The sequence below is a fragment of the Bacillus cereus group sp. RP32 genome (assembly GCF_040459735.1).
Lineage (GTDB): Bacteria > Bacillota > Bacilli > Bacillales > Bacillaceae_G > Bacillus_A > Bacillus_A wiedmannii.
This window is the reverse complement of sequence record NZ_JARVHO010000001.1, coordinates 3668679-3693210: the sequence shown is the minus strand read 5'-3', so window position 1 is coordinate 3693210 and position 24532 is coordinate 3668679. Positions and strand designations below refer to the sequence as shown.

The following is a 24532-nucleotide window of genomic DNA, read 5'->3' as shown; positions in this document are numbered from 1 at the left end:
AGATACCAAGCTTTTTTACGTATGCGTAATTGTCATAGCAACTTGTTTATCTAAGTCCCGATCCCAAACACGTTGAATTTCAAACGTACCTTTTTCAAAAAATAATGGGAATCTCTCTTTAAACCAATTTTGCATAGGAAGATTTAGTGCCTCATCAATTGGCACCCATAATAATTCGCCCTCAGGAGGGTTTATAAGAAGTTCACCATCAAACGAATCTGTCCAATAATTGAATACCATATATCGAACATTTTCTTTCGGATTTACATATTCGTCTAACCCCTTGAAAATTAAATTAGAAACGTGAAGTCCAGTTTCCTCTTTCGATTCTCGTATAGCAGCTTGAACGATACTTTCTGGGAAATCTACTTTTCCGCCAGGAGCGATGTAACCAGGGAAGCCTAGATGATCGGGGCGCTGTATTAGCAATATTTTGTTATTACGCTGAATCATACACATTGTATAAATACGGTGCTCTATATCTTTCCAATTGTTGCTCATACGAATCTCTCCTCTTATAAAATCTTATAGTTTTTAACTATAGTTATATATTACAAAAAATACAATAATAATACAAAATTATACAAATTTCAATTGACTATTACTAATTTTCAGAACTATAATTAGTCTGTTACATAAATACATTGTACTTGAGAGGGGAATATATTCTATGAAAAATAGAATAATCGCAGCAGGATTAATCGCAGCTAGTATATTATCTTATTCATCTAGTAGTTTCGCACAAACAAAAAAATTTCCAGATGTCCCAGCTAAACATTGGGCAGAAGATTCTATTTACTATTTAGTAGAGAAAGGTGCAGTTACAGGTAACGATAAAGGAATGTTCGAGCCTGGAAAAGAAATTACTCGTGCCGAAGCAGCTACAATGATGGCTCGAATATTAAACTTACGAATCGATACAAATGCTAAACCATCTTACGCTGATTCTCAAAAACATTGGGCTACTCCAATCATCGCAGCTGTAGAAAAAGCTGGCGTTGTTAAAGGTACAGGCAATGGATTCGAGCCAGACGGGAAAATCGACCGTGTTTCAATGGCATCTCTTCTTGTAGAAGCTTACAAATTAGAGTCTAAAGTAAACGGTACTCCAGAAACTAAATTCAAAGATTTAGAAACACTAAACTGGGGTAAAGAAAAAGCGAACATCCTAGTTGAATTAGGCATCTCTCTTGGTACTGGTGAGAAGTGGGAGCCTAAGAAAACTGTAACGAAAGCAGAAGCAGCACAGTTTATTGCAAAGGCTGATTCACTTAAAATAGGCAATCCTTTAGTAGAACAGATGATTATTATTGATCCAGGTCATGGAGGAACAGATCCTGGGAAAGCAACACAAGGATTACATGAGAGTGATATTGTATTAGATACATCTAAAAGATTACAAAGTTTAATAGAGAAACATACTCCATTCCGTGTGATGTTAACACGTGAAACAGATATTCGTCTTGGTGAAAAACAAGGAGAAGACCTTAAAAATCGTGTGGATTTCGCGAAAGAACATAATGGAGATATTTTTGTAAGTATCCATGCAAATGCTTCTCAAAAACATGATGGACATGGAACAGAAACTTTTTATTATAAAGGATCTGAAAAGAAAGAATTAACTGAGCGTGAAAAAGATAGTTATATGTTAGCTGATAAAATACAAAAGCGATTAGTTAAAGCTCTAGATACAAGAGATCGTGGTGTGAAACCAGAAGACTTTTATGTACTAAGAGAAAATGAGATGCCAGCAGTACTAACGGAGCTAGCATTTTTAGATAACAGCGCGGATTATGAGAAGTTAGCTTCAGAATCTGGAAGACAAATAGTTGCTGAGGCAATTTATGCGGGTATTTTAGATTATTATGAGTGGAAAGGTTTTGATGTTTCAAAATCTCGTTTAACGAAATAACAATGTTGATTGTTAAGTCCATCGTCTATATAGAGGTGGGCTTTTTATGTAAGTTTTTGTAATTTTATATCGAAATAGAAAGATATATCGTATTATGCTGATTATGAATAAAATAATGGTAGATTAGTTTATTTTTATCACGTATACTTTTACTGTTGACTAATTAAGAGTTTGTTAGTTTAATAGGGAAAATTATACGATAAAGGGAGGCAAGTTAACACGGTATAAGCATATAGAAAACGTGTTAAACAATTTATGAAAAAAGTTATTTCTAATGTGTTAGCAGTGACAGTCGCACTTCAAGTAGTACTGGCTCCAGCAACTTCTTTTGCATCTACAAAAGAATTTCCAGACGTTCCGAAAAATCATTGGGCACTTGAAGCGATTACTGATTTAACGTCAAAAGGGGTTATTGCAGGTTACGATAATGGTAAATTTGGCTTTGGAGATGTTGTAACTCGTGAGCAAGTAGCAGCATTAATGTATCGCGCATTAAAACCAGAATTAAAAAGCGATTATAAAAATCCATACTCTGATATTAGCGCAGGAACGACGATGTTCCCAAAAGAAATTTTGGCATTAACAGATATGGGGATTTTCATAGGTGATGGTAAAGGGACGTTTAGACCGAAAGAATCATTAACTCGTGCTGAAATGTCTGTTATTTTGCAAAGAGCATTTAAATTAGAAGTAAAAGCACCACATACATTTAATGATATAGATGCAACACACTGGTGGGCAAAAGAAGCAATTAGTGCATTGCAATCCAATGGTGTATCGGTAGGAAATGGACTTGGAGGATTTGATCCATCAGGTATATTAACACGTGAAAGCTATGCGCAATTATTATATAAAGCGATGAAAATTAAAAATGATGTTCCTGTTGAACAGCCATCGTATATTAATCTAGACGTAACTTTGCCATCTAACGTAACGGCACTAGAGATTGATAATTTCATTAAAAAATCTCATTCGGATAGTCCACTTATTGGAACTGGTAAAGATTTTATTCAAGCACAAAATGAGTATGGTGTGAGCGCACTATATTTAGCTGCACATGCAATCTTAGAATCAGCGTACGGTAAATCAGAAATTGCATATCGTAAACATAATTTATTTGGCTTAAGAGCATATGACCGTGACCCATTTGCATATGCAAAATATTTACCGTCATACAAGGAAAGTATTTCTTACAATGCTGATTATGTAAGGAAGAACTACTTAGAAGAAGGTGCTAATCATTTTAATGGTTACACATTACCTGCTATGAATGAAAAGTATGCAACAGATAAAGAATGGGCTGGCAAAATCGCTAATATTATGGAGCGTATTAAACCGTTTAACAAGAAAGATTATGCAAATGTAAAACGATTACGGAAAAATCCTAGTACATTAAATGTAGAGGCATTAGGAAAAGACATCCCATATAAAGATTATGCAAAAGATGCAACGGCTACGGTTCAATTAGTAGGTTCCTACTATCAAGTGCCATATCCATTTGGTTATACAATTAAGAGTGTACCAAATATTACACAAAATGAAGTTGGAAAATTAGAAAATGGTAAGAAAGTAACTGTATATCGTGAAGATCCAAACGGTTGGGTAGAATTTTCATTTGAAAATACTCAAGAAAAATATTGGACATTGAAGAAGAACTTAAAATTATAGACAAAAAAGGTGTTTTCATTTATGAAAGCACCTTTTTATATTTTTTCCAATAATTTAACAGTTTCATATATAATTAAAGGTATTAAAGTTTGAATTTTCTGTTAACTTAATTTGGAAAGAGGAGAGAGGTATGCAAGGAGAAATACGAACAGAGAAAAATGTAAGTTATGTTGGTAAATTGATATTGCCGGTTAAAGCGTCACCACATTTTAAATTTTTGTGGATTGGGCAATTACTTTCGACTTTAGGTAGTTCGATAACGATTATAACACTAGCTATTTTAGTACTTGTAACAATTGGAATAGCGTTATGTGTACCAAGTATTCGACGATTTGATTGATGATATAAAGGAAAGGGGAACGACTTATATGATTATAGGAAACTTGAAAGATATAGTAATAAAGGAATTGGCCAGCCAATACACTTTGCATGAAAAGGTCTGTGAAGCAAAAAATTTCACAGTCTATATCGCCACCCATAGAGAAAATAAGCTAACATATAATCAACTAGTATTAGTAAAACATCTTTGTAACGAAAAGCCTTCCGTACATATTTGGGACAAGAAAATTAGTACGGAAGCAACAGAACTAGAAATCACAGAAGAAGTGACGGAAGCGATTCAATCTGGTTTTGTAAATGAAGAATAAGCCCTAATCAAATTAGGGCTCATTCTTCATTAAACACAAATGTTTGTTTCATTTGTTCCCCCTCATTTACCGGATGACCGTTGTATGAGAAATTTTTTTCTTCCCAAGTAATGACGACTTTAAAATTATGGCTATTAAAGTCTAAAGGGAATACGATGTAGTCAGAGCTTGTCTGACTTTTAGAAACGTTGCTATTTAACGTAGTAGGATTAAAAGTAGCTTTAGAGGTAGGAGTGTTATCAAGTATTTCCACTGATACATTTGATACATCATTACCGATGTTTTTTACGAGTAAACTATATGTATCATATATACCCTGTTTTGGCTGCACTGCTTGCTTGTTTGCGTTATGAGATTTGTCAATTTCGATATACCACTGTTTAGACTTTGACACAATTGGTAGTGATTGAAATGTGTATGCACTAGCTTGTATTGGTAGTGCGAAACAGGTTAGTGCAAAGAGAGAAAATATTTTTCGTTTCATCTTTAAAGTACTCCCATTCTGTAACGGATTTATTTGTTATTATCTTCTTTTTTTGAGAGGGTATACCATAATTCAATTGTAAAAAATATAGTCTCTCTTTGTGAATAAGATGGAGATATTTCTCTTGGGCTAACCAATCGACTGCAGCAATTGCGTGATCGATTGGAAAGATGTATTTATTCATAAAAGGGAAACTGTATGTTGTTTCCTTAATTCCCGCGATAGTCATGACACTCATGACTGTCATTTACATTTTAAATGCAAAAATTGGTTTTAATATTCCGTTAAACACATCTTATATGGTAGGTGCGGTTATTACCGTTATATTAACTGTTGTATTCTTTATAAAAGCTGCGAAAAATAAAAATGAGAATATTGAAGTAGATGTGCAATTAGAGAAGGAAGCTGTGTAGAGATTTTTCTGCACAGTTTTCCTTATTTGGGAATTTTTTCAATAATATGTTAAAATAACATTGTCATACAACAAGGGGGATTTGTTTTATGGAAAATGGATATCTTGCTAAAGTGGATTTAATGAAAAGAATAGAATCGAAATCTAAGTATAATAAGAAACTTGAAAAATACCAAAGACGTTTATTAGCACTGCAGCAAATTGTAAAAGAAGAAAAAATTGCGGTTATGCTCGTTATGGAAGGTTGGGACGCAGCTGGAAAAGGCGGAGCGATTAAGCGAGTGACGGAACATCTTGATCCGCGCGGATTTCAAGTAAATCCAATTGGAGCACCAGCACCTCATGAAAAACGGTACCATTACTTGCAACGTTTCTGGCGAAAACTTCCTCAGTACGGGCAAATTACTATTTTTGATCGCTCATGGTACGGACGTGTGTTAGTTGAGCGTGTTGAAGGGTTTGCTATAAAGGAAGAGTGGACGAGAGCGTATGATGAGATTAATGATTTTGAAAAACTATTAACAGATGATCATTATATAATCGGGAAGTTTTTCTATCATATTAGTAAAGATGAACAATTAAAGAGGTTTAAAGATAGAGAGAACAATCCTTTGAAAAGATGGAAAATTACAGACGAAGATTGGCGTAACCGTGAAAAGTGGGACGAGTATGTTGAAGCAATGGAAGATATGTTTGAAAAAACAAATAAGCCAAATGCGAAATGGCATATTATTGAAAGCAATGATAAATTATACGCACGTTTGAAAATATTGAAAGTGATTATTGCATTGATTGAGGATTACCTTTTAGAACATAATATAGAATTACCTTCGTATTATTATGAAATAAAAGAGGGTAAGAAAGAAGGCTTTGAAGCTAATCAAGATGAAGTTGTAAAATAGTACAAAGTTTGTATATGAAATATAAAGTAGAGCCACCCTGTAATTTTAGATAATAAAATTACAGGGTGTTTTTATTTAGAAATATTTTACAATTAACGGAATGAGGTATATAATCAATAATCATATTAACATTGTTAATATGATTATTGATTATATACAGTGTGGAGGTTTTATTTTGAAGGGAAGAGATGTTGTTTTAGGCTTGTTAATGGGAAAAGAAATGTCTGGTTATGATATTAAAATTGTGTTTGAAGACGTATTTACTCATTTCTTTGATGGGAGTTTTGGAATGATTTACCCAACGTTACGACAGTTGGAAAAAGAGGGGAAAATAAAGAAAGAGGTTATTATGCAAGAAGGGAAACCGAATAAGAAAATGTACTTTATTACAGATGAAGGGCGTGAAGAGTTTTATCAGTACATGCAAACAGATGTAGAGAAAGATGTTTTACGTTCAGATTTTTTAATGAGGATGTATTTCGGTAATTATAGCGATGACAAGTCAATAAAAAAATGGATTGCGGACGAAATTGAAAGGAAAGAAGCATATATTGCGGATCTTCGTTTGAAATATGAAAAGTGGAGAGAAGGTATTACTTTTGTTGAAGAAATTTCACTAGATGTAGGTATCGCATCGTATAGTGCTCAAGTAGAGACGTTGAAAAGAAAACTAGAGCAACTAGAAGTAAAAAAACACAATAAAACGGAAGAATGAAAAACACGTTTATAATAAATAAAGGGGTAGATGAACATGGAGCAATCAAAGGGTATTAAGATTGTCTTTTTAATGTGCTTAGGTATATTTCTTTGTATGATTGATACGACAATTATGAATATAGCTTTACCAGCGATACAAACGAGTGTAAACACTTCATTAGAAAAGATGTCTTGGATATTAAATGTTTATACGATGACGATTGCAGTACTAGCCATTCCACTAGGACGGATAGCTGATATTTTTGGGAAAGCAAAGATGTATATTTTTGGTTTGATAATTTTTGGTGGTGGATCAGTGCTTTGTGCTTTTGCTAATACGGGCGATTTTCTTATCTTTTCTCGTTTTATACAAAGTATTGGTGCAGCAATTTTATTTCCGACAAGTATGGTAATCGGCGTATCAGCAATGCCATTAGCAAAGAGGCATGTTGCACTTGCAATTTTAGGGGTAACACAAGGACTATCAGCTGCAATGGGACCAGTAATAGGTGGAATTATTACACAAAATTTCGGTTGGAGATGGGTGTTCTTCTTAAATGTTCCAATTTGTATTCTTGGAATCATTTTATGCTGCGTTATGCTGCAAATAAAAAATGAAGAACGTATTATCTCAAAAATAGATTGGGTAGGACTACTATTAAGTAGCACAGCAATTTTTTCTTTTACTCTCATATTAGTAAAAGGCAATACATGGGGATGGCAAAGTAATATTGCTTTGTCTTGTTATGCAATTAGCACTATTTCTCTTATTCTATTTGTTTTAGTAGAACGAAAGATTCATAATCCAATGGTGAATTTAAAGTTATTTCAAGATCGAATGTTTGTCGGAGCGTCTATCGTTATCATATTAAGTAATTTATTTTTAATTGGAGTAACTGTATTACTTCCAACGTTCTTGACGAAAATACAAGGTCGAACGGAAATTGAAGCATCTTTTTTAGTGACACCTATTTCAGCAATGATATTTTTTGTCTCACCAGTTGCAGCAACATTAATTAAAAAGCTTGGAAAAGTAACTATTATTTTGTCAGGATTTCTTGTTATGGGCTTATCTTATTATTGGTTGCAAATGATTGATGTTAATTCAACAAATATAGAAATTATTATTCCATGTATGATATTAGGTGTTGGGTATGGTTTAGTAGTAGGTCCAATTACAGTTTTAAGTGCTTCTTCGTTTGAAGGGGAATTATTAACCGCTTCTCAAAGTGTTGTCTCGATGTTGCGGCAAGTAGGAATTGTATTAGCAGTTGCAATATTTGTATCTAACTTAACGCACAATTTAGCTGTAAATAAAGAGAATGTATATCGTTATGCAGAAGAAAAAGTACATAATATTCATGTGGATAGCTCACAGCAAGCTGAAATACTACAAGTAACAAAAGAAAAAATAGAGAACCAAAGTATAGAACCAAGTGTAGAAAAGCATCAAAATAAAACATTTGTAGGGTTAAATAAAGAGAAAAAAGATGCATTAATTCACCAAAAAGTGGATGAAGTATTAAGAGAAATTCCAGTAGAATATAGAGATGTAAAAAGAGAAGAAGTTATGAATCAAGTGACAAAAGAAGTTGAAAAACAAGAGGGAAATATAAAGAAAGAGGTACTCGCATTTTCGAATGATGTGAATCACTATGCTCAAAATCAGATGGCAATGAGTTTTACAGATTTATATAAAGTAAGTGTGCCGATTATCTTAGTTTTTGCTTTAGTAAGTTTGTTATTTTGGGAAGGAAAGGCTTTAAGTAAAAGAAGGGAAAAAAGGATAGTAGGGGGATTGTAAGGGAAATAGGCTAAATATAAATTTCACTCTAATTATTGAAAGTTGGTTATTAACAAAGGAAAGAACTCCACGGACGAAACGTGAATGGCGAAGTTCTTTCCTTTGTGCTTATAGGCATATGTGTCACTATCGTTAAGTATTTACTCTCATTCATTATCAGCCAAAATCAAAGATGAACTGAATAGTATGAATAAGTATTTTTACATACAATGAATAGGTACGTATCAAGTTCAAATATAGGATGCATAATATTATTTTTATAGGATTCTACATATGTTTTCAAGGGGGCTTTATAATATGTCTATAAAACATATAAATCTGGTGACAAGATTTTTTATAGAATTATTTGCTCTTGCATCACTATGTTATTGGGGCTTTCAATTTTTTGGGGATGTTCATTGCACCTAAAGCATCATTAAAATTGACAGAACCATATAGGTTTATGTTAGAAATCATATTGTTTGGAGTTAGCTCTGTTGCTCTATATACTGTTGATCAAATAACCTTTGCTATTATTCTTGCAGTGTTATTTATAATAAATCGCACTTTAATCATTGTTTGGAAACAATAAATTTACTACGGTATCTATATAAAATCATATGTTATGTAGTTTTGTATTATATTATTTATCTTTAATAATACATAAGAGTAGTGTTAAAAATTAGGGGATTATTATTTGAAGTGGAGGAGCAATAAAATATGAATAAATTTAAGAGTTATAAATTTGGGGATTTTGTTGTTCTATAGTACATTAACAAGGGGGATTAGTTTTATAGAGAGGGTGAGAAAATAATAGATACAGCAGATGTTTCAATAAGTAATCATATATATACAGAAGAAGACCAACAAAAATTATACAAACGAACATTAATAATCGTCAGCATCTCACAAATGTTCGGCGGAGCAGGGTTAGCTGCTGGCATTACAGTAGGTGCACTTCTTGCGCAGCAAATGCTTGGGACAGATGCATATGCAGGATTACCGGCAGCTATGTTTACAATGGGATCTGCGGTAGCGGCTTTCTTTGTTGGAAAATTATCGCAAAAACATGGTCGCCGCATAGGGCTTTCGGCAGGTTTTATAGTAGGCGGACTAGGGGCTATCGGAGTTGTGGGGGCAGCTTTAACAAATAGTATTATTCTTTTACTAGTTTCTTTACTTATATATGGCGCGGGCACAGCTACGAATTTACAAGCGCGTTATGCTGGAACGGATTTAGCGAATAAGAAGCAAAGAGCAACTGCTATTAGTATTACGATGGTAATGACGACTTTTGGTGCAGTCGCAGGTCCAAATTTAGTAGGAGTAATGGGAAGGTTTGCTCATTCAATTGGAATTCCTGAACTTGCTGGTCCGTTCATATTATCGGCAACTGCATTTATACTTGCGGGTATTGTCCTATTTGTTATGCTTCGTCCAGATCCGTTACTTATTGCTAATATGATAGAAACATATAAACAAGAGCATACATATAAAGGGCAAGCAGTAACAGAAGAAGCTACAGAAAACAAACGAGGTATTACTGTTGGAGCCATCGTAATGATACTTACACAAATCGTGATGGTTGCGATTATGACGATGACGCCAGTCCATATGGGACATCACGGTCATGGATTAAGTGCAGTAGGGCTTGTGATTGGTTTTCATGTAGGTGCAATGTATCTTCCCTCTCTCGTTACAGGAATGCTAATTGATAAAATTGGCAGAACTACGATGAGTATAGCTGGTGGAGTAATTTTACTAGCAGCAGGTGTCATAGCTGCGATAGCGCCGAGTGATTCTTTAATACTATTAATTGTTGCTTTGTCTTTACTTGGATTAGGATGGAACCTCGGTTTAATAAGTGGTACTGCTCAAATTGTTGATGCAACTATACCTTCCACACGTGCAAAAACACAAGGGAAAATAGATGTGTTTATTGCGCTAGCTGGAGCTTCAGGTGGAGCGATGTCAGGTATGGTAGTGGCGAATTCAAGTTATGCGGCATTGTCATTAGCTGGAGGAGTGTTAGCTTTCATACTCATTCCTGTTGTGATATGGACTCGAAAAGATTAAGAGTATAAACATGTCAAAAAAGGGAGGCTAATATAGCCTTTTCTTTTTGGGGGGGTTAATGATCTACTATTTTTGAATTTAAAAATAGATAGAAATAATTTTAATAGGCTTTAGAGATAGTCTGGTTTAAAGAATATGCGGAATTTGTGATATAATTATTTTAAAATGGAATTTATTAGGTATAGGGTGGGGTAATATGGCTTTTCAAACACCGTTAACAATTAAGAAAGTTATTGAAAATGTTCATAGTAAGAAATATTTATTACCAGCTATTCAACGTGAATTTGTTTGGGGAACTGATCAGATTGAAAGATTATTTGATTCGTTAATGCAAGGGTATCCAGTAGGGTCATTTTTGTTTTGGGATGTTAAAAAAGAGAAAAGTAAGGATTTTCAATTTTATGAGTTTATTAGAAACTATCATGAAAAGAATAATAGACATAATCCGTTAGCAAATATTAGTGGTGAAGAGGGGATTGTGGCAATATTAGATGGTCAACAACGTCTAACTTCAATGTATATTGCATTGAAAGGAACGTATGCATATCGTTTGCCGAGAATGAGGAGAGAAAATCCGTTAGCTTTTCCAGAACAACAACTATATGTAGATTTATTAGGGACATCAGATGATTTTGATACGGTGTATGATTTTAGATTTTTAACTGTTGAGGAAGCAAATGAAAAAATTGAAGGTGTTTATTGGTTTAAAGTAGCGGATATTCTTAATATAAACAATCCTTTTGAATTAAATCAATATCTTATACAAGAGGGATTAAGTGCAATTGAAAAAGATAAGGCTTTATTTGCAAGTGAAACGCTATATAAGTTATATCGAGCTATAAATGAAATACCTAATGTGAATTATTTTTTAGAAGAGGAACAAAATCTGGATAAGGTTTTAAATATCTTTATTCGAGTTAACAGTGGTGGAACAAAATTAAGTTATTCGGATTTATTATTGTCAATTGCAACAGCCCAATGGAAAAATAAAGACGCTCGACAAGAAATAATTAAGTTCGTAGATGAAATTAATCAAATTGGTGATGGGTTTAAGTTTGATAAGGATTTTGTTTTGAAAGCGTGTTTAGTTCTGTGTGATTTTAAAGATATTGCTTTTAAAGTTGATAACTTTAATACCGAAACGATGGAGAAAATAGAAGACAATTGGGATCACGCAAAAGAAGCAATTAGATTGGCTATTAATTTAGTTGCAAGTTTTGGATATAATCAAGATACTTTAACATCTAATAACGCAATTGTTCCGATAGCGTATTATTTATTAAAACGAGAGATTCCACATAATTATGTGGAATCAAAAAAATATAAGCAAGATCGAGATCTTGTGAAGAAATGGTTGATTTTAGGGCTGTTAAAAAGGGTTTTCAGTGGACAGCCTGATAATATACTACGAAAATTAAGAAAAGTTATAGCTGCTAATAATAATGAATTTCCTTTGCAACTGATTATTGATGAATTTAAAGGAGAAGCGAAATCATTCACATTTTCTGATGATGAAATTGATAATTTACTATCTTACCAATATGGTCAAAAGCATACGTTTTCTATTTTAGCAGTGCTTTATCCACATTTAGATTTTAGAAATAAGTTCCATCTAGATCACATCTTTGCTAAAAGTTTATTTACAAAAAGGAATCTAACTAAGAGAGGAATTCCACAGGGGAAAATGGATGTGTACGTAGAAAATGTAAATTCTATCGTGAATCTTCAGTTATTGGAAGGGATTCCAAACATGGAAAAATCTGATACGGAATTTGAAAAGTGGTTGAACGAAACGTATAAAGATGCTACCAAGCTAGAAAAATATATGGAAGAACACTACATACCGATGGTTAGTTTTGAATTTGCAAATTTTGAAGAATTTATTGCAAAGAGAAGAGAATTATTACATGAAAAATTCAAATTACTTGTTTAAATTGTTTTATGGATATATGGTAAATAAAATTTAAAATGTAAAATGTAATAAAAAAGGCTCTAGTTATTCCCTAGAACCTTTTTTATGTTTAACTTAAATCCCATTTTATAATAAGTCCTAAATGCGTAAGACCACCACCAAATCCGTATAGTAAAAGTGTGTCTCCATTATTTAATTTTCCTTCTTTCCTAGCTAAGTCCAGAGCGAGTGGAATGGAAGCTGAAGATGTATTTCCCATGTGTTTTACACTTGTTAAAGTTTTTTGAATTGGAATTTCGGTTTTCTCACAAATAGATTCAATCATTCGTAAGTTAACACTGTGTGGTATGAACCAGTCTATATCATCTATTTGCATATTTGCGGTATGTAATAGTTCTTTTATACCTGCTGGCACTGTACGAGTTGCCCATTTATATACTTCTCTTCCATTTTTCACGATTTTTTCATTTGTTTGCAGTGGTGTACCATTCATAGTAGTAGATAAGTTTGTTCGGTATAGATGAATACCACCGTGCCCATTTGTTCCCATATGAGCAGCGACAAAGCTTGGTTTGTTTTCATCTTTTTCTAATAAAATAGCTCCAGCACCATCGCCAAATAAAATGCAAGTCGTTCTATCGGTGTAATCAGTAACTTTAGATAATGTCTCTGTCGCTACGACAAGTACTTTTTCGTGTGATCCAGAAGTGATTAAGCTATTACCGACGTGCAGGCCATATGTGAAACCAGCGCAAGTTGCATTTAAATCAAATGCTATTGTATGAGGTATGCTGAAGTGTTGTTGTATTTGACACGCGACACTCGGAAAAACATAGTCAGCGGTTTCAGTTGGTGGCAAGTTGTTACCATTTCTATAGGCCTGTTACTCATAGTAGCTCTTTTGATTTTTAGTGTAAGAAGAATGCGCAAAAAATGACGATTAAAGTAAATATATAAAGAATTTCTTTCTGTTTCTATAGGTGGTTTAATCTTGTGAAAGCGAATTACTTATGCTACACTTTATGTAACTTAAAATGAACGGAGGGGCTTCCTTTGATCTTAATCAGATTACGTCTCAATACTTTGTGCCAATAATTGAATAGCGCTCAAAGGCTCTGTCTGTGTGCAGAGTGAACGGGATTGGTCTGCCTATTTTAAAGGAACCCTTTATTAAGCTTATATGTGAAAAAGAGGGAGGGACGAATACGCCCTCTTTTTGTTTTGCCTTTATAAATAGAATGGGATCGTATAGGTGAACCCTTATTGTGGATACGTATATGATCTTGGGACTTATTGACTATGAGATAGGATGAAAGTATAGCTTTCTCCTGTTTCTTTGGTGAACCCTTATCCGTTTGCGAAAACACAGGCAGTAACCTGTGTTTTTTATTTTACGTAATCGAAATGGAGGAATAAATATATGGAAGAATTATTACAAAGAGCAGTTTTAGTTGGAGTAAATTTAGGTAATGAAGATGATTTTGCATATTCGATGGAAGAGTTAGCGAATCTTGCAGAGGCTTGTGATGTAGAGGTAATCGGGCAAGTGACACAAAATTTACAACGAGTAAATCCGTCCCATTATATTGGAAAAGGAAAGATTGAAGAAGTAGCAGCCTATGTAAATGAAGTAGATGCGAATATGGTAATCTTTAATGACGAATTATCTGCTTCTCAAATTCGAAATTTAGAAGCAGATTTAGATTGTAAAGTAATTGACCGTACCATATTAATTTTAGATATTTTTGCGCAACGTGCGAAAACGAAAGAAGCACAGTTGCAAGTAGAGGTAGCGCATCTTCAGTATATGATGCCACGTTTAATCGGTCTTCGTGAATCGTTAGGAAGACAGAGCGGCGGAGTTGGTACGAAAAATAAAGGTGTCGGTGAGAAGAAATTAGAGTTAGATCGCCGTAAAATTGAAGAACAGATTTCAGTTTTAAATAAAGATCTAGAAGCACTTGTTGCCCAGCGTCAAACGCAGCGAAAGCAACGTAAGAAAAATGAAGTACCAGTTGTAGCATTAGTAGGCTATACGAACGCCGGAAAGTCAACGACGATGAATGCAATGCTTGAAATTTACAATGGTACAGAAGAAAAACAAGTATTTGAAAAAGATATGTTATTCGCGACGCTAGAAACATCTGTGCGAAATATTGATTTACCAGATAACAAATCATTTTTATTAACGGATACAGTTGGATTTGTAAGCAAATTACCGCATCACCTTGTAAAAGCTTTCCGTTCAACATTGGAAGAGGTAGCTGAAGCAGACTTACTTATTCACGTTGTAGATTATGCAAATCCAAATTACGAACAATTAATTGATATTACAAATGAAACGTTAAAGAAAATTGGAGTAGACAATATTCCGACCATTTATGCTTATAACAAATCAGATATGGTAGATGTTGAAATTCCGAAAGTACAAGAAGACCGCGTTTATTTATCAGCGAAGAAACATGTTGGAATAAAAGAGCTTGTCGAAATGATTCGCTCACACATTTATAAAGAGTATACGAAGTGTGAAATGCTAATTCCGTATGATCAAGGACAGGTAGTTTCTTATTTCAATACTCATGCGCACGTTTTATCTACGAGTTATGAAAACGAAGGTACGAAACTAGAAGTAGAATGTAAGACGAGTGATTACGAAAAGTATAAGCGTTTTGCAATTTAATAAAGAAGGCGATCCTAATATATGTTAGGATCGCCTTTTTCTTATTCTGTAATAGAGGCCCACTTATAAGAATAAATTCCTGCAAATGGACGAATAACAACACCTTTTACTGTTGGACGTTCTAAATATACCAGGCCTGATTGGAAGATTGGAGCGATAGCTGCATCATCTTCCAGTAAGATTTTCTCTGCATCTTGGAACGCTTTCCAACGTGCTGGTAAATCAGTTGCTAAAGTAGAGCTCGTTTTCTCAATTAATTCGTCGTATTTTTTGTTTGAATAACTCATCTTATTAAACGGTCCGTCAGTGACAAACATATTTAAGAATGTTGTAGGATCAGGATAATCTGGTCCCCATGTAGAAAGTGAAATTTCATAGTCACCATTTCCTTCACGATCTAAAAATGCTTTTACTGGAAGAGGTTGTAATGTGATTTTAAGTCCTGGTAAGTTTTTCTCCAGTTCACCTTTTAAAAACTCACTAATTTTTTTATCGTTAGATTCATCAGTTGTTATGATTGAAAGAGAAGCATTTTGTAAATTTGTTTCTTTTTTCGCAGTTTCCCATAGTGATTTAGCTTCTTTCACATTTGTTTCTACTTTTACATTACTTGTACTGCGAAAATCTTTATTATCAGGTCCTTTTACGAATCCTTTCGGAACGAATGCATTCGCCGGTATAGAACCATTATTTAAAATTGTTGTTGCGATTCCTTGTTTATCAAAAGCAAGCGAAATAGCTTTTCGAGCATTTTTGTTTGCTAATAAAGGGTTCTTTTGGCTAAATCGGAAAAATGTCATAGAAGGACGTTCCATTTTCTTTAAGCTCGGATCTTTTTGATATTTATCAACAAACTCTGAATTAATCGTAATTCGGTCTACTTGTTTGCTTTCAAATAAATTAACGGCTGTGGAAGTATCTTTTACGATATTTACATTAATTTCACTTAACTTCACATTTTTATTATCCCAGTAGTTCGGGTTTTTTGTCATTTTATAACTTGTATCATGTTTCCATTCACTTAATTGAAACGGCCCGTTATAAACTACATTTGCAGCTTCAAGTCCGTAATTTTTCCCTTGCGCTTCTACAACCTTTTTGTTTTGAGGATAAAATGTTGCAAATCCCATTAACCCTAAAAAGTATGGAACAGGGTGTTCTAACTGTACTTCAAGCGTTTTATCGTCAATTGCTTTTACACCAAATGAGTCAATTGGTAATTCTTTTTTATTTATTTTTTCTGCGTTTTTAATATCGAACATAATATGTGCGTATTCAGAAGCAGTTTCTGGATTAACAGCACGTTTCCATGCATATTCAAAATCATGTGCAGTAACTGGATCACCATTTGACCATTTTGAATCGTGTAATGTAAATGTATATGTTTTTCCGTCTTCGCTCAGCTTGTATGATTCAGCTGCTGCAGGAACAGGTTTATTGTCAGGGCCAGGCATATATAATCCTTCCATTACGTTGTTTAATGCAGCGTAAGAAAACCCATCAGTTGCGATAGATGAATCAAGTGTAGAAATTTCCCCAGCTTCTACAATGTTTAATACTTGTTTTGAAGATTCTTTTTTCTTTGCTCCGGTAGTTGTTGCCTCTTGTTTTTGACCACATGCTGTTAAAAACATAGATAATGTGATTGAGAGTGCAACGATTCCTTTAGTTTTTTTCTTCATAGTTGTCATCCTTTCCTTCATCTCTGTCCTAGTATAAAAGAAAATATAGAAGATTTCTATAAATAAATCCGATAAAACTTATAGAAAAAATATATTATGTAAGAAGTGATATTTCTGGAAAAAGAAATGAAACCAGTATAGAATAGAAATGTTTCAAAAGTCAGAATTTATCGAGGTTAAAGTTTTACTTTATTACACTTGCTGTAATAAATATATATTTTGTACAGGAAGGAGAAATACATATATGCAGGCAGTTTCGAAAAAAAATACAATGGAAACACGGACGATATATCGAATTCTATTTGCGATTAGTTTCGGTCATTTTTTAAATGACTCGATGCAAGCAGTTGTGCCGGCATTGTTTCCTATTTTGGAAAAAACGATGAATTTATCTTATATGCAAGTAGGATGGATTGCGTTTGCATTAAATATGACGTCATCGATTATGCAGCCGGTTTTTGGTATGTATTCGGATAAGAAACCGTCACCATTTTTATTACCGCTCGGTATGTTTTCGAGTATGCTTGGAATGATTGGACTCGCGTTTGCACCGAACTTTATTATTGTTATCATTTCTGTTTTATTTATCGGATTAGGTTCCGCAGTCTTTCATCCAGAAGGTGCTCGAGTTGCTTATATGGCAGCTGGTGCAAAACGAGGTTTAGCGCAAGCGATTTATCAGGTTGGAGGAAATACAGGGAATTCCTTAGCTCCTATTTTTACAGCGCTAATTTTCGTTCCGCTCGGCCAAATTGGTTCTTTAGGTTTTACAGCCTTTGCAGCAGTAGGAATTGTATTATTAATTTTCGTATCAAATTGGTATAGAAATGAATTAGCAACTGGCGCTGTGAGAAGAAAAAAGAGGGCTGCGCTTGAGGCGGAAAATGCGATTGTAAGTACACATATTAAATTTGTTATTCTACTTCTTGTTTTTCTTACTTTTGTACGTTCTTGGTACGGTGCTGGTATAGGGAATTTTTATCAATTTTACTTAATTGAGCATTATGGTTTATCTATAAAAAATGCCCAGTATTTCGTATTCGCATTTATGATTGCCGGTGTATTAGGAACTTTCTTTGGTGGACCGTTAGCAGATCGATTTGGAAAGAAAACAATTATTGTATTTTCAATGCTAGGTTCGGCGCCACTTGCCCTTTTATTACCTCACGTTTCGCTCATGTGGGTCGTACCGCTATTTTTATGTATCGGTTTTATTAGTTCAAGTAGTTTTAGTGTAATTGTTGTTTATGCGCAAGAGCTTGTTCCTGGAAAAGTAGGGATGGTATCTGGATTAATTGTAGGGCTTGCGTTTGGACTCGGAGCTTTAGGATCTGTAGTACTTGGGAAATTGGCTGACATATATAGTCTACAATTCATTATGTTACTATGTAGTTGTCTACCATTAATTGGACTTACTTCTTGGTTATTACCAAGTGATAAGAAAACGATAGAATAGGGGATGCACTATGAAATTATGTGAAAATGTTACAGAATTAATAGGAGATACACCTGTCGTCCGATTATCTAAATTTATTCCAGAAGACGCAGCGGATGTGTATGTAAAACTAGAAATGTTTAATCCATCACGCAGTGTGAAAGACCGCGCTGCCTATAATTTACTGCACGTTGCAGAAGAGAATGGTCTCATCAAACCAGGAGATACAATTATTGAACCGACAAGCGGAAATACAGGAATAGGCTTAGCAATGAATGCAGCTGCGAAAGGGTATAAAGCAATTTTAATTATGCCAGACAATATGTCAAAAGAGCGTATAAATTTATTGAAAGCATACGGAGCGGAAGTAGTTTTAACACCGGCAGAACAAAGAATGCCAGGAGCAATTGCGAAGGCATTAGAACTGCAAAAGCAAATTCCAAATAGTTTTATTCCGCAACAATTTGAAAATCCAGCAAACCCGAATATTCATCGTTATACGACTGCACTTGAAATTTATGAACAAATGGATGGCGAGCTTGATGCATTCGTAGCAACGGCTGGAACTGGTGGAACTATTACAGGTACTGGGGAAACGTTAAAAGAGAAGCTACCAAACTTATATATTGCAGTAGTAGAACCGAAAGGATCTCCCGTTTTATCAGGCGGTGTTCCAGGTCCTCATAAACTAGTAGGAACAAGTCCAGGGTTTATCCCGAAAAACTTAAATACAGAAGTGTATAACGAAATTATTCAAATTGCAGACGAAGAGGCTTTAACGACAATGAGAAACTTAGCTAGACAAGAAGGTTTATTAGTTGGGCCATCGTCTGGAGCATCTGTTTACGCAGCAATTATGATAGCGAAACGTCTAGGCGCAGGTAAAAAAGTTTTATGTATTGCACCTGATACAGGAGAACGTTATTTGAGTATGGGATTATTTGAATGAAATTGTTAGAAACAGCTTAATCGTGAAATTGTCACGATTAAGCTGTTTGTTTTAGGTTGAAAAGAGGGGGAGAATGAAAATGAAACTATTAAAACCAGCAAATGAATATAGCAAACAAATTATAGAGTATCGGGAGGCATTTTTACATACGGATGAAAAACCATATGGTAGTAGTTCTTTACAAAATTTTGATTCTCTCGATAAATGGTTTGAAAAAGTGAGTAGACAGGAACTAGGAGAAAACTTACAAGGTAATCGAGTACCGTCTAGTCAATTTTTAAGTTTTGAAAAAAGGGAACTTATAGGTTTTGTGAATATTAGACATCGACTAAACTCAGAATTATTGCGGGAAAGTGGTCATATTGGATATAGTGTACATCCAAATAAACGTCGTCAAGGTTACGCTACGAAACAACTACAACTTGCATTAGATGAAGCACAAAAGTTAGGGTTACAGAAAGTGTTAATAACTTGCGATAAAGTTAATATCGCTTCGGCTAAAACGATTCAAAAGGTTGGCGGTATGTTAGAAGATGAAGTAGTTTCTGTTCATACTGGGGAAATTGTTCAGCGTTATTGGATAGAAATATGATTTAGTGGGACATTGAAAAGGGAATGCAATGCATAATATCGAAATAGATAAATGAAAAGGTAACTGTGTACTGCAATTATAGGGGGAAATGAAGTGGGATTAAAAGAGAAAGCGATAGAAATATCGGAGATTTATAGGAGAAATCCGAAGATCGAAGCTATTATTTTAGCGGGTTCAGTAGCTAGAAAACTAGAAGATGAACATTCAGATATAGAATTGCATATTTTATGGTCAATGCCACCAGAGGATGAGGATCGTAAATGGCCTATTAACTATATTGGTGGAACAATTTTGTCATATTATCCTTACGAGGAAGAAGAATGGTCGGAAACGTATTTGACAAAAGAGGGAATTAAATTAGAGATTAGTAACTTTTTAACTGAAACAGTAGAGAAAGTTATTTCGGATGTGGTAGTTCAATATGATATAAGTTATGAAAAACAATGTATTGTATCATCCGTTCATGATGGTGTTAGTTTGTATGGAGAAGAGAAAGTACATGAATTAAAAGATAAAGTGGTAGCATATCCAGAAGACCTAGCGAAACGGATGATTTCAGAAAATCTTTGGTTAAGCAATCGCTGGCATAATCGAGAGGCGCTTTTAAAACGAAAAGACTGGCTTATGTTATATGATGTTATTTGTGAAGTGCAAAGAAATATATTTGGGGTCTTATTTGGTTTGAATAAAATGTATGTACATCATCCGGCATTTAAATGGATGCCACATAATGTGGAACGAATGATTATTAAGCCTGAAAATCTATACGAGCGTATGGCAAATACGTTAATAGGGAAACCGGAGTATAGTGTACAGGAGTTAGAAGTGTTAATTGAAGAGCTATTACATTTAGTACAACAATATGCTCCAGAATTACATATTACTGAACAACAAAAACGTATACAATATGCGAAGTAAAAAAGAAGGGATGTAACAATGAGTTACCTCCCTTCTTTTTATTTGACTAATTTACCTAGTATGGGTAATCGTTGAAGTCTATCACCGAGAATATGTGAAGCAAGTCCGCTCGTTAGGACGAATAAAAGATAAACAATCCCTCCTACAGCGCCGCATATAAAGACAATGAGAAGTGATTCCATATAGGATTGTCCAGGAATCATCCATTTTAAAATCGCTTTTAATGCAATTACAACAGCAGACATTGCAGCGGAGTAAATTGTAATAAGAAGTACTGTTTTTGCTGTCTCACCAATTTTAAATTTCGCAAACTTAATGATGCAGTACAACATAATAACATTGGAAACGAGGTATCCAAGAATTGTTCCAAGTACAGCACCGTGTCCGCCAAATAAATGTAAGAGCGGTGTATTTACTAAAACTTTAACGAGAATACCGACTGAGAAAGCGATCATCGTTTTTCTTTGATAATCGATTCCTTGTAATATAGCTGCTGAAACTGTGAAAATCGCACTTAATATAGCAGAAGGTGCAAATGAAATTAAATATTGTGATCCCCCAAGTGCAATTTCAGGATTTACATAAACCATACGGAAGGCATCGTAAGCGATGCTAGCAAGACCGAATGCAGCTGGGATAGTGAAGAATAATAAGACTTGAAATATCTTTGCAATTTGTTCTTGTAGTTCTTCTAGTTTCCCACTTGTATACGATTTCGTTATAGCCGGAATGATCGTTAATGAGAATCCAGTTGCAAGAGAAGCTGGAATCATAATTAACTTTTGGGCATAGTTCGTTATATAAGCGAAAACTGCATTCGCTGTTTCTAACGGCTCGCCCATCGCCCTAAGGACATCAGCTACAGTATATTGATCTACTAACGTGTAGAGTGGAATTGCAATACTGACAAATACAATTGGGATTGCATATCGAAGTAATTCCATATAAATATTTTTTAATGGAATATTCGATGCCCTTGACTTTAATTCTCCTTCGGGAGGCTTTAATCTATTATATTTTTTCCAGTACAGCATTAAAATCGAAACGCTGGCAAGCGCTCCGATAACAGCGCCAAACGTAGCAACTGCAACAGAAGAGGCGACTGCCCCCCCTAATAGTTTTGAAACGATAAAACTACCAACTAAAATGAAAACCACGCGCGCAATTTGTTCTACGACTTGAGAAACGGCACTTGGTTTCATATGTTGAAAACCTTGGAAATAGCCACGTGTAACACTCATAGCTGGTACGATAATAAGTGCGAAACTTAATGCTCGCATCGTAAGTGTTACGTCGGCGATAAATTGTGGATCTGGCGTTTTCGAGCGAATAATAAATTGTGATATGTATGGTGCTCCAATAAATAAAGTTAAAAACCCTAAAAAGCCCATAAACAACATTAATTTTACGCTAGAGTTGTATAATTTTTTGCTTGTACTATAATCACCGAGCGCATTATGCTTTGCAACAAATTTGGAAACAGCAATAGGAATACCAGCTGTTGAAAAGCTTAATAAAATACCGTACCAAGAGTATGCATATCCATATAAAGCGACCCCTTGTGTTCCGACTAATAGTTGAAAAGGGAAGAAGTATATAAAACCTAATATACGTGAAATCATTGTTGCACCACTTAATAAAGCAGTACCTTTTAAAACTTTTGAAGTAGACAAAATTCTTTCCTCCTACTCGTGCTGTCTTGCATTTATCGTATACTACTATAAACCTGTTAGAGAAGTTAATATAGTATGGAACATAAATATTCTAATATTATTCATTTAAAAGTCATATTTTACATTTTTTAAATAGAATGTAATACATAAAAATTCAAAATATAAGTTGACACTATTTTTAATGTGTGATAAAAATGATAGTAATCAATTCGGAAAATAATATTTGGGCAATGAAAGGGTATAGTAGTGAATATCTCCCTATTTCAGAGAGCTGATGGTTGGTGTGAATCAGTATATAGATTATTCATGAAGTTCGTCCTGGAGCATCTTTCATAAATCTCATATTTTGAGGAAATGAAAGACGGTAGTTTATACCGTTATCAAATAAAGTGGTGAAGATTGTTTCACAACTAGGGTGGTACCGCGATATTTATCGTCCCTACGTATTTACGTAGGGACGTTTTTTATTTAGGTCCTAACTTTGTTGTGGCTTCATAACTAGGGTGGTACCGCGATAATTTATCGTCCCTACGTATTTGCGTAGGGACGTTTTTTATTTAGGTCCTAACTTTGTTGTATCTTCATAACTAGGGTGGTACCGCGATATTTTTGTCGTCCCTACGTATTTACGTAGGGGCGTTTTTTTATTAGTAGGGAGGAAGTGAACGTATTAGAAAAGAGTATTGATAGAACAATATAAATACTGAACTGAAACAAAGAAAAAGAGACAGAGAGGAGATTAACAAATGAATTCACAGCAATGGACATCGAAATTAGGTTTCGTATTAGCTGCAGCAGGTTCAGCAATTGGTCTTGGGGCGATTTGGAAATTCCCATATATGGCCGGCATCGGAGGGGGCGGCGCGTTCTTCCTTATTTTCATCGGTTTCACATTATTAATTGGTTTACCGCTATTACTAGCTGAATTCGTTATTGGAAGAAGTACACAAAAAGAGGCTGTTGATGCATATAGAGAAATCGCACCAAAAACATTATGGCCATGGTTAGGGAAATTAGGGATTGTAACTTGTTTCATATTACTTTCTTTCTACAGTGTTGTAGGAGGCTGGATTTTATTATACTTATGGAATGCAATTACAGGTAGACTATGGGAAGGAAATGGGGCATACGAAGATACGTTTGGTGAAATCATTTCCAATCCGTATTTAGCAGTTGGATCACAGCTATTATTCATCCTTATTACTATTTTCATCGTAAGTAAAGGTGTACAAAATGGTGTTGAAAAAGTAAATAAATATTTCATGCCAGCATTATTCGTTTTATTCTTTGTTTTAATCGTTCGTGCACTTACGTTAGATGGTGCTGGAGAGGGAGTTCGTTTCTTCTTACAACCTGATTTCTCACATGTAACATCAGAAGTTATTTTATATGCGATGGGTCAATCGTTCTTCTCATTATCGGTCGGTGTAGCAGTAATGGTAACATATAGTTCATACTTACCGAAGGAAGAAAGTTTACCGCGTTCAGCATTTTCTATCGTAGCTTTAACATTAGTAATTACATTACTTGCAGGACTTGCAATTTTCCCAGTTGTATTTGCATTTGGACTAGAACCATCTCAAGGACCAGGATTATTATTTATCGTATTACCTGCTATTTTCAGTAAAATGGCGTTCGGAAAAGTGTTCTTCGTTATTTTCTTATTGCTGTTCTTCTTCGCAACGATTACATCTGCTATTTCTATGCTAGAAATTAGTGTTGCGTCGTTAACATCAAAAGGTAAAGGCAAACGTGAAAAAACGGCCTTAATCGTAGGGTTATTAATCTTCGTTGTTGGAGTACCATCAGCATTATCATTTGGTATATTAAGTGATCTGAAGATTTTCGGAAAGACAATCTTTGATTTAGCGGACTATGCAGTGAGTAACGTACTAATGCCACTTGGTGTTTTATTAGTTTCTATCTTTGTTCCTTTAAAAATGAAGAAAGATGTATTAATGAAAGAACTTGGTGTAAGTAAAAATAAAGGCTATAAACTGTTCGTATTATGGTTATTCTTACTTCGCTTTATCGCACCAATTGCGATTATTATCGTATTCTTAAATGTACTTGGCATTATTTAAAAAGAAAGGTAGCGTATCGCTCTATGA

Annotated in this window: 18 protein-coding genes, 5 pseudogenes and 1 other annotated feature; of the genes and pseudogenes, 18 read left to right on the top strand and 5 right to left on the bottom strand. The window is 34.4% G+C overall.

The annotated features are described in order from the left end of the window. Positions 1 to 15: 15 nt before the first annotated feature. Complete coding sequence (locus tag QCI46_RS18895) at positions 16 to 501, bottom strand: 8-oxo-dGTP diphosphatase (protein ID WP_098133621.1); 486 nt, start codon at positions 499 to 501, stop codon at positions 16 to 18. 169 nt (positions 502 to 670) lie between these two features. Between QCI46_RS18895 and QCI46_RS18890 the strand changes: the two genes are divergently transcribed. From QCI46_RS18890 to QCI46_RS18875, 4 genes and pseudogenes are all read left to right on the top strand, one after another. Further along, the gene (locus QCI46_RS18890; protein WP_353841142.1) at positions 671 to 1912 is read left to right on the top strand and encodes an N-acetylmuramoyl-L-alanine amidase; all 1242 of its coding nucleotides are present in this window, start codon (positions 671 to 673) and stop codon (positions 1910 to 1912) included. Positions 1913 to 2167: 255 nt separating this feature from the next. Beyond that, positions 2168 to 3580: an S-layer homology domain-containing protein gene (locus QCI46_RS18885; RefSeq protein ID WP_353841141.1), complete on the top strand. Its 1413-nt coding sequence runs from the start codon at positions 2168 to 2170 to the stop codon at positions 3578 to 3580. Positions 3581 to 3710: 130 nt separating this feature from the next. After that, positions 3711 to 3881: pseudogene (locus QCI46_RS18880) on the top strand (tetracycline resistance protein); the annotation flags it as partial. A 67-nt stretch (positions 3882 to 3948) separates the two neighbouring features. Next, positions 3949 to 4227 carry a hypothetical protein gene (locus tag QCI46_RS18875; protein ID WP_353841140.1) on the top strand — a complete coding sequence of 93 codons (279 nt, stop codon included), beginning with the start codon at positions 3949 to 3951 and terminating at the stop codon, positions 4225 to 4227. A gap of 19 nt (positions 4228 to 4246) precedes the next feature. On the opposite strand, the gene QCI46_RS18870 is transcribed toward QCI46_RS18875, so the two are convergent. Beyond that, positions 4247 to 4711: a hypothetical protein gene (locus QCI46_RS18870; RefSeq protein ID WP_353841139.1), complete on the bottom strand. Its 465-nt coding sequence runs from the start codon at positions 4709 to 4711 to the stop codon at positions 4247 to 4249. 110 nt (positions 4712 to 4821) lie between these two features. On the opposite strand from QCI46_RS18870, the pseudogene QCI46_RS18865 reads away from it, so the two are divergent. The 7 genes and pseudogenes from QCI46_RS18865 to QCI46_RS18835 form a co-directional block, all read left to right on the top strand. After that, a pseudogene (locus QCI46_RS18865) lies at positions 4822 to 5124 on the top strand (carbon starvation CstA family protein); the annotation flags it as partial. 88 nt (positions 5125 to 5212) lie between these two features. Then, entirely contained in the window at positions 5213 to 6025 is an 813-nt protein-coding gene (locus QCI46_RS18860) for a polyphosphate kinase 2 family protein (protein WP_353841138.1), read from the top strand. Positions 6026 to 6200: 175 nt separating this feature from the next. Beyond that, a complete protein-coding gene (locus QCI46_RS18855; protein WP_353841137.1) occupies positions 6201 to 6740 on the top strand; it encodes a PadR family transcriptional regulator in 540 nt (179 codons plus the stop codon). Between the two features lie 36 nt (positions 6741 to 6776). After that, a complete protein-coding gene (locus QCI46_RS18850; RefSeq protein ID WP_353841136.1) occupies positions 6777 to 8525 on the top strand; it encodes an MFS transporter in 1749 nt (582 codons plus the stop codon). A gap of 297 nt (positions 8526 to 8822) precedes the next feature. Further along, positions 8823 to 9096: pseudogene (locus QCI46_RS18845) on the top strand (YrdB family protein). Positions 9097 to 9314: 218 nt separating this feature from the next. Further along, positions 9315 to 10580, top strand: a complete 1266-nt coding sequence (locus tag QCI46_RS18840; protein ID WP_353841904.1) for an MFS transporter — start codon at positions 9315 to 9317, stop codon at positions 10578 to 10580. A 196-nt stretch (positions 10581 to 10776) separates the two neighbouring features. Further along, positions 10777 to 12513 carry a GmrSD restriction endonuclease domain-containing protein gene (locus tag QCI46_RS18835; RefSeq protein ID WP_353841135.1) on the top strand — a complete coding sequence of 579 codons (1737 nt, stop codon included), beginning with the start codon at positions 10777 to 10779 and terminating at the stop codon, positions 12511 to 12513. A gap of 88 nt (positions 12514 to 12601) precedes the next feature. Here QCI46_RS18835 and QCI46_RS18830 read toward each other — a convergent pair. After that, positions 12602 to 13342 (bottom strand): annotated as a pseudogene (locus QCI46_RS18830) (beta-ketoacyl-ACP synthase 3); the annotation flags it as partial. On the opposite strand from QCI46_RS18830, the pseudogene QCI46_RS18825 reads away from it, so the two are divergent. Next, positions 13325 to 13429: pseudogene (locus tag QCI46_RS18825) on the top strand (cobalamin biosynthesis protein CbiN); the annotation flags it as partial. The pseudogenes QCI46_RS18830 and QCI46_RS18825 overlap by 18 nt on opposite strands. Positions 13430 to 13912: 483 nt before the next feature. Then, the gene (gene hflX, locus QCI46_RS18820; RefSeq protein ID WP_353841134.1) at positions 13913 to 15172 is read left to right on the top strand and encodes a GTPase HflX; all 1260 of its coding nucleotides are present in this window, start codon (positions 13913 to 13915) and stop codon (positions 15170 to 15172) included. A gap of 41 nt (positions 15173 to 15213) precedes the next feature. Here the strand turns inward: hflX and QCI46_RS18815 are convergent, their stop codons facing one another. Beyond that, a complete protein-coding gene (locus QCI46_RS18815) occupies positions 15214 to 16854 on the bottom strand; it encodes a peptide ABC transporter substrate-binding protein (RefSeq protein ID WP_353841133.1) in 1641 nt (546 codons plus the stop codon). A gap of 244 nt (positions 16855 to 17098) precedes the next feature. Here QCI46_RS18815 and QCI46_RS18810 point away from each other — a divergent pair, with 244 nt between their 5' ends. The 4 genes from QCI46_RS18810 to QCI46_RS18795 all read left to right on the top strand — a co-directional run bounded on the left by QCI46_RS18810 (position 17099) and on the right by QCI46_RS18795 (position 20748). After that, entirely contained in the window at positions 17099 to 18310 is a 1212-nt protein-coding gene (locus QCI46_RS18810) for an MFS transporter (RefSeq protein ID WP_353841132.1), read from the top strand. 10 nt (positions 18311 to 18320) lie between these two features. Further along, the gene (gene cysK, locus QCI46_RS18805; RefSeq protein WP_000762271.1) at positions 18321 to 19238 is read left to right on the top strand and encodes a cysteine synthase A; all 918 of its coding nucleotides are present in this window, start codon (positions 18321 to 18323) and stop codon (positions 19236 to 19238) included. Positions 19239 to 19317: 79 nt separating this feature from the next. Beyond that, a complete protein-coding gene (locus QCI46_RS18800) occupies positions 19318 to 19830 on the top strand; it encodes a GNAT family N-acetyltransferase (RefSeq protein ID WP_098091006.1) in 513 nt (170 codons plus the stop codon). Between the two features lie 93 nt (positions 19831 to 19923). Beyond that, on the top strand, positions 19924 to 20748 hold the full coding sequence (locus QCI46_RS18795; protein ID WP_353841131.1) for a DUF4037 domain-containing protein: 825 nt from the start codon (positions 19924 to 19926) through the stop codon (positions 20746 to 20748). Between the two features lie 38 nt (positions 20749 to 20786). Here QCI46_RS18795 and QCI46_RS18790 read toward each other — a convergent pair whose 3' ends face one another. Further along, complete coding sequence (locus tag QCI46_RS18790; RefSeq protein WP_353841130.1) at positions 20787 to 22421, bottom strand: putative polysaccharide biosynthesis protein; 1635 nt, start codon at positions 22419 to 22421, stop codon at positions 20787 to 20789. A gap of 221 nt (positions 22422 to 22642) precedes the next feature. Then, positions 22643 to 22865: a binding site (T-box leader), on the top strand. A 302-nt stretch (positions 22866 to 23167) separates the two neighbouring features. On the opposite strand from QCI46_RS18790, the gene QCI46_RS18785 reads away from it, so the two are divergent. Continuing rightward, positions 23168 to 24505 carry a sodium-dependent transporter gene (locus QCI46_RS18785; RefSeq protein WP_353841129.1) on the top strand — a complete coding sequence of 446 codons (1338 nt, stop codon included), beginning with the start codon at positions 23168 to 23170 and terminating at the stop codon, positions 24503 to 24505. The last annotated feature ends 27 nt before the right edge of the window (positions 24506 to 24532 follow it).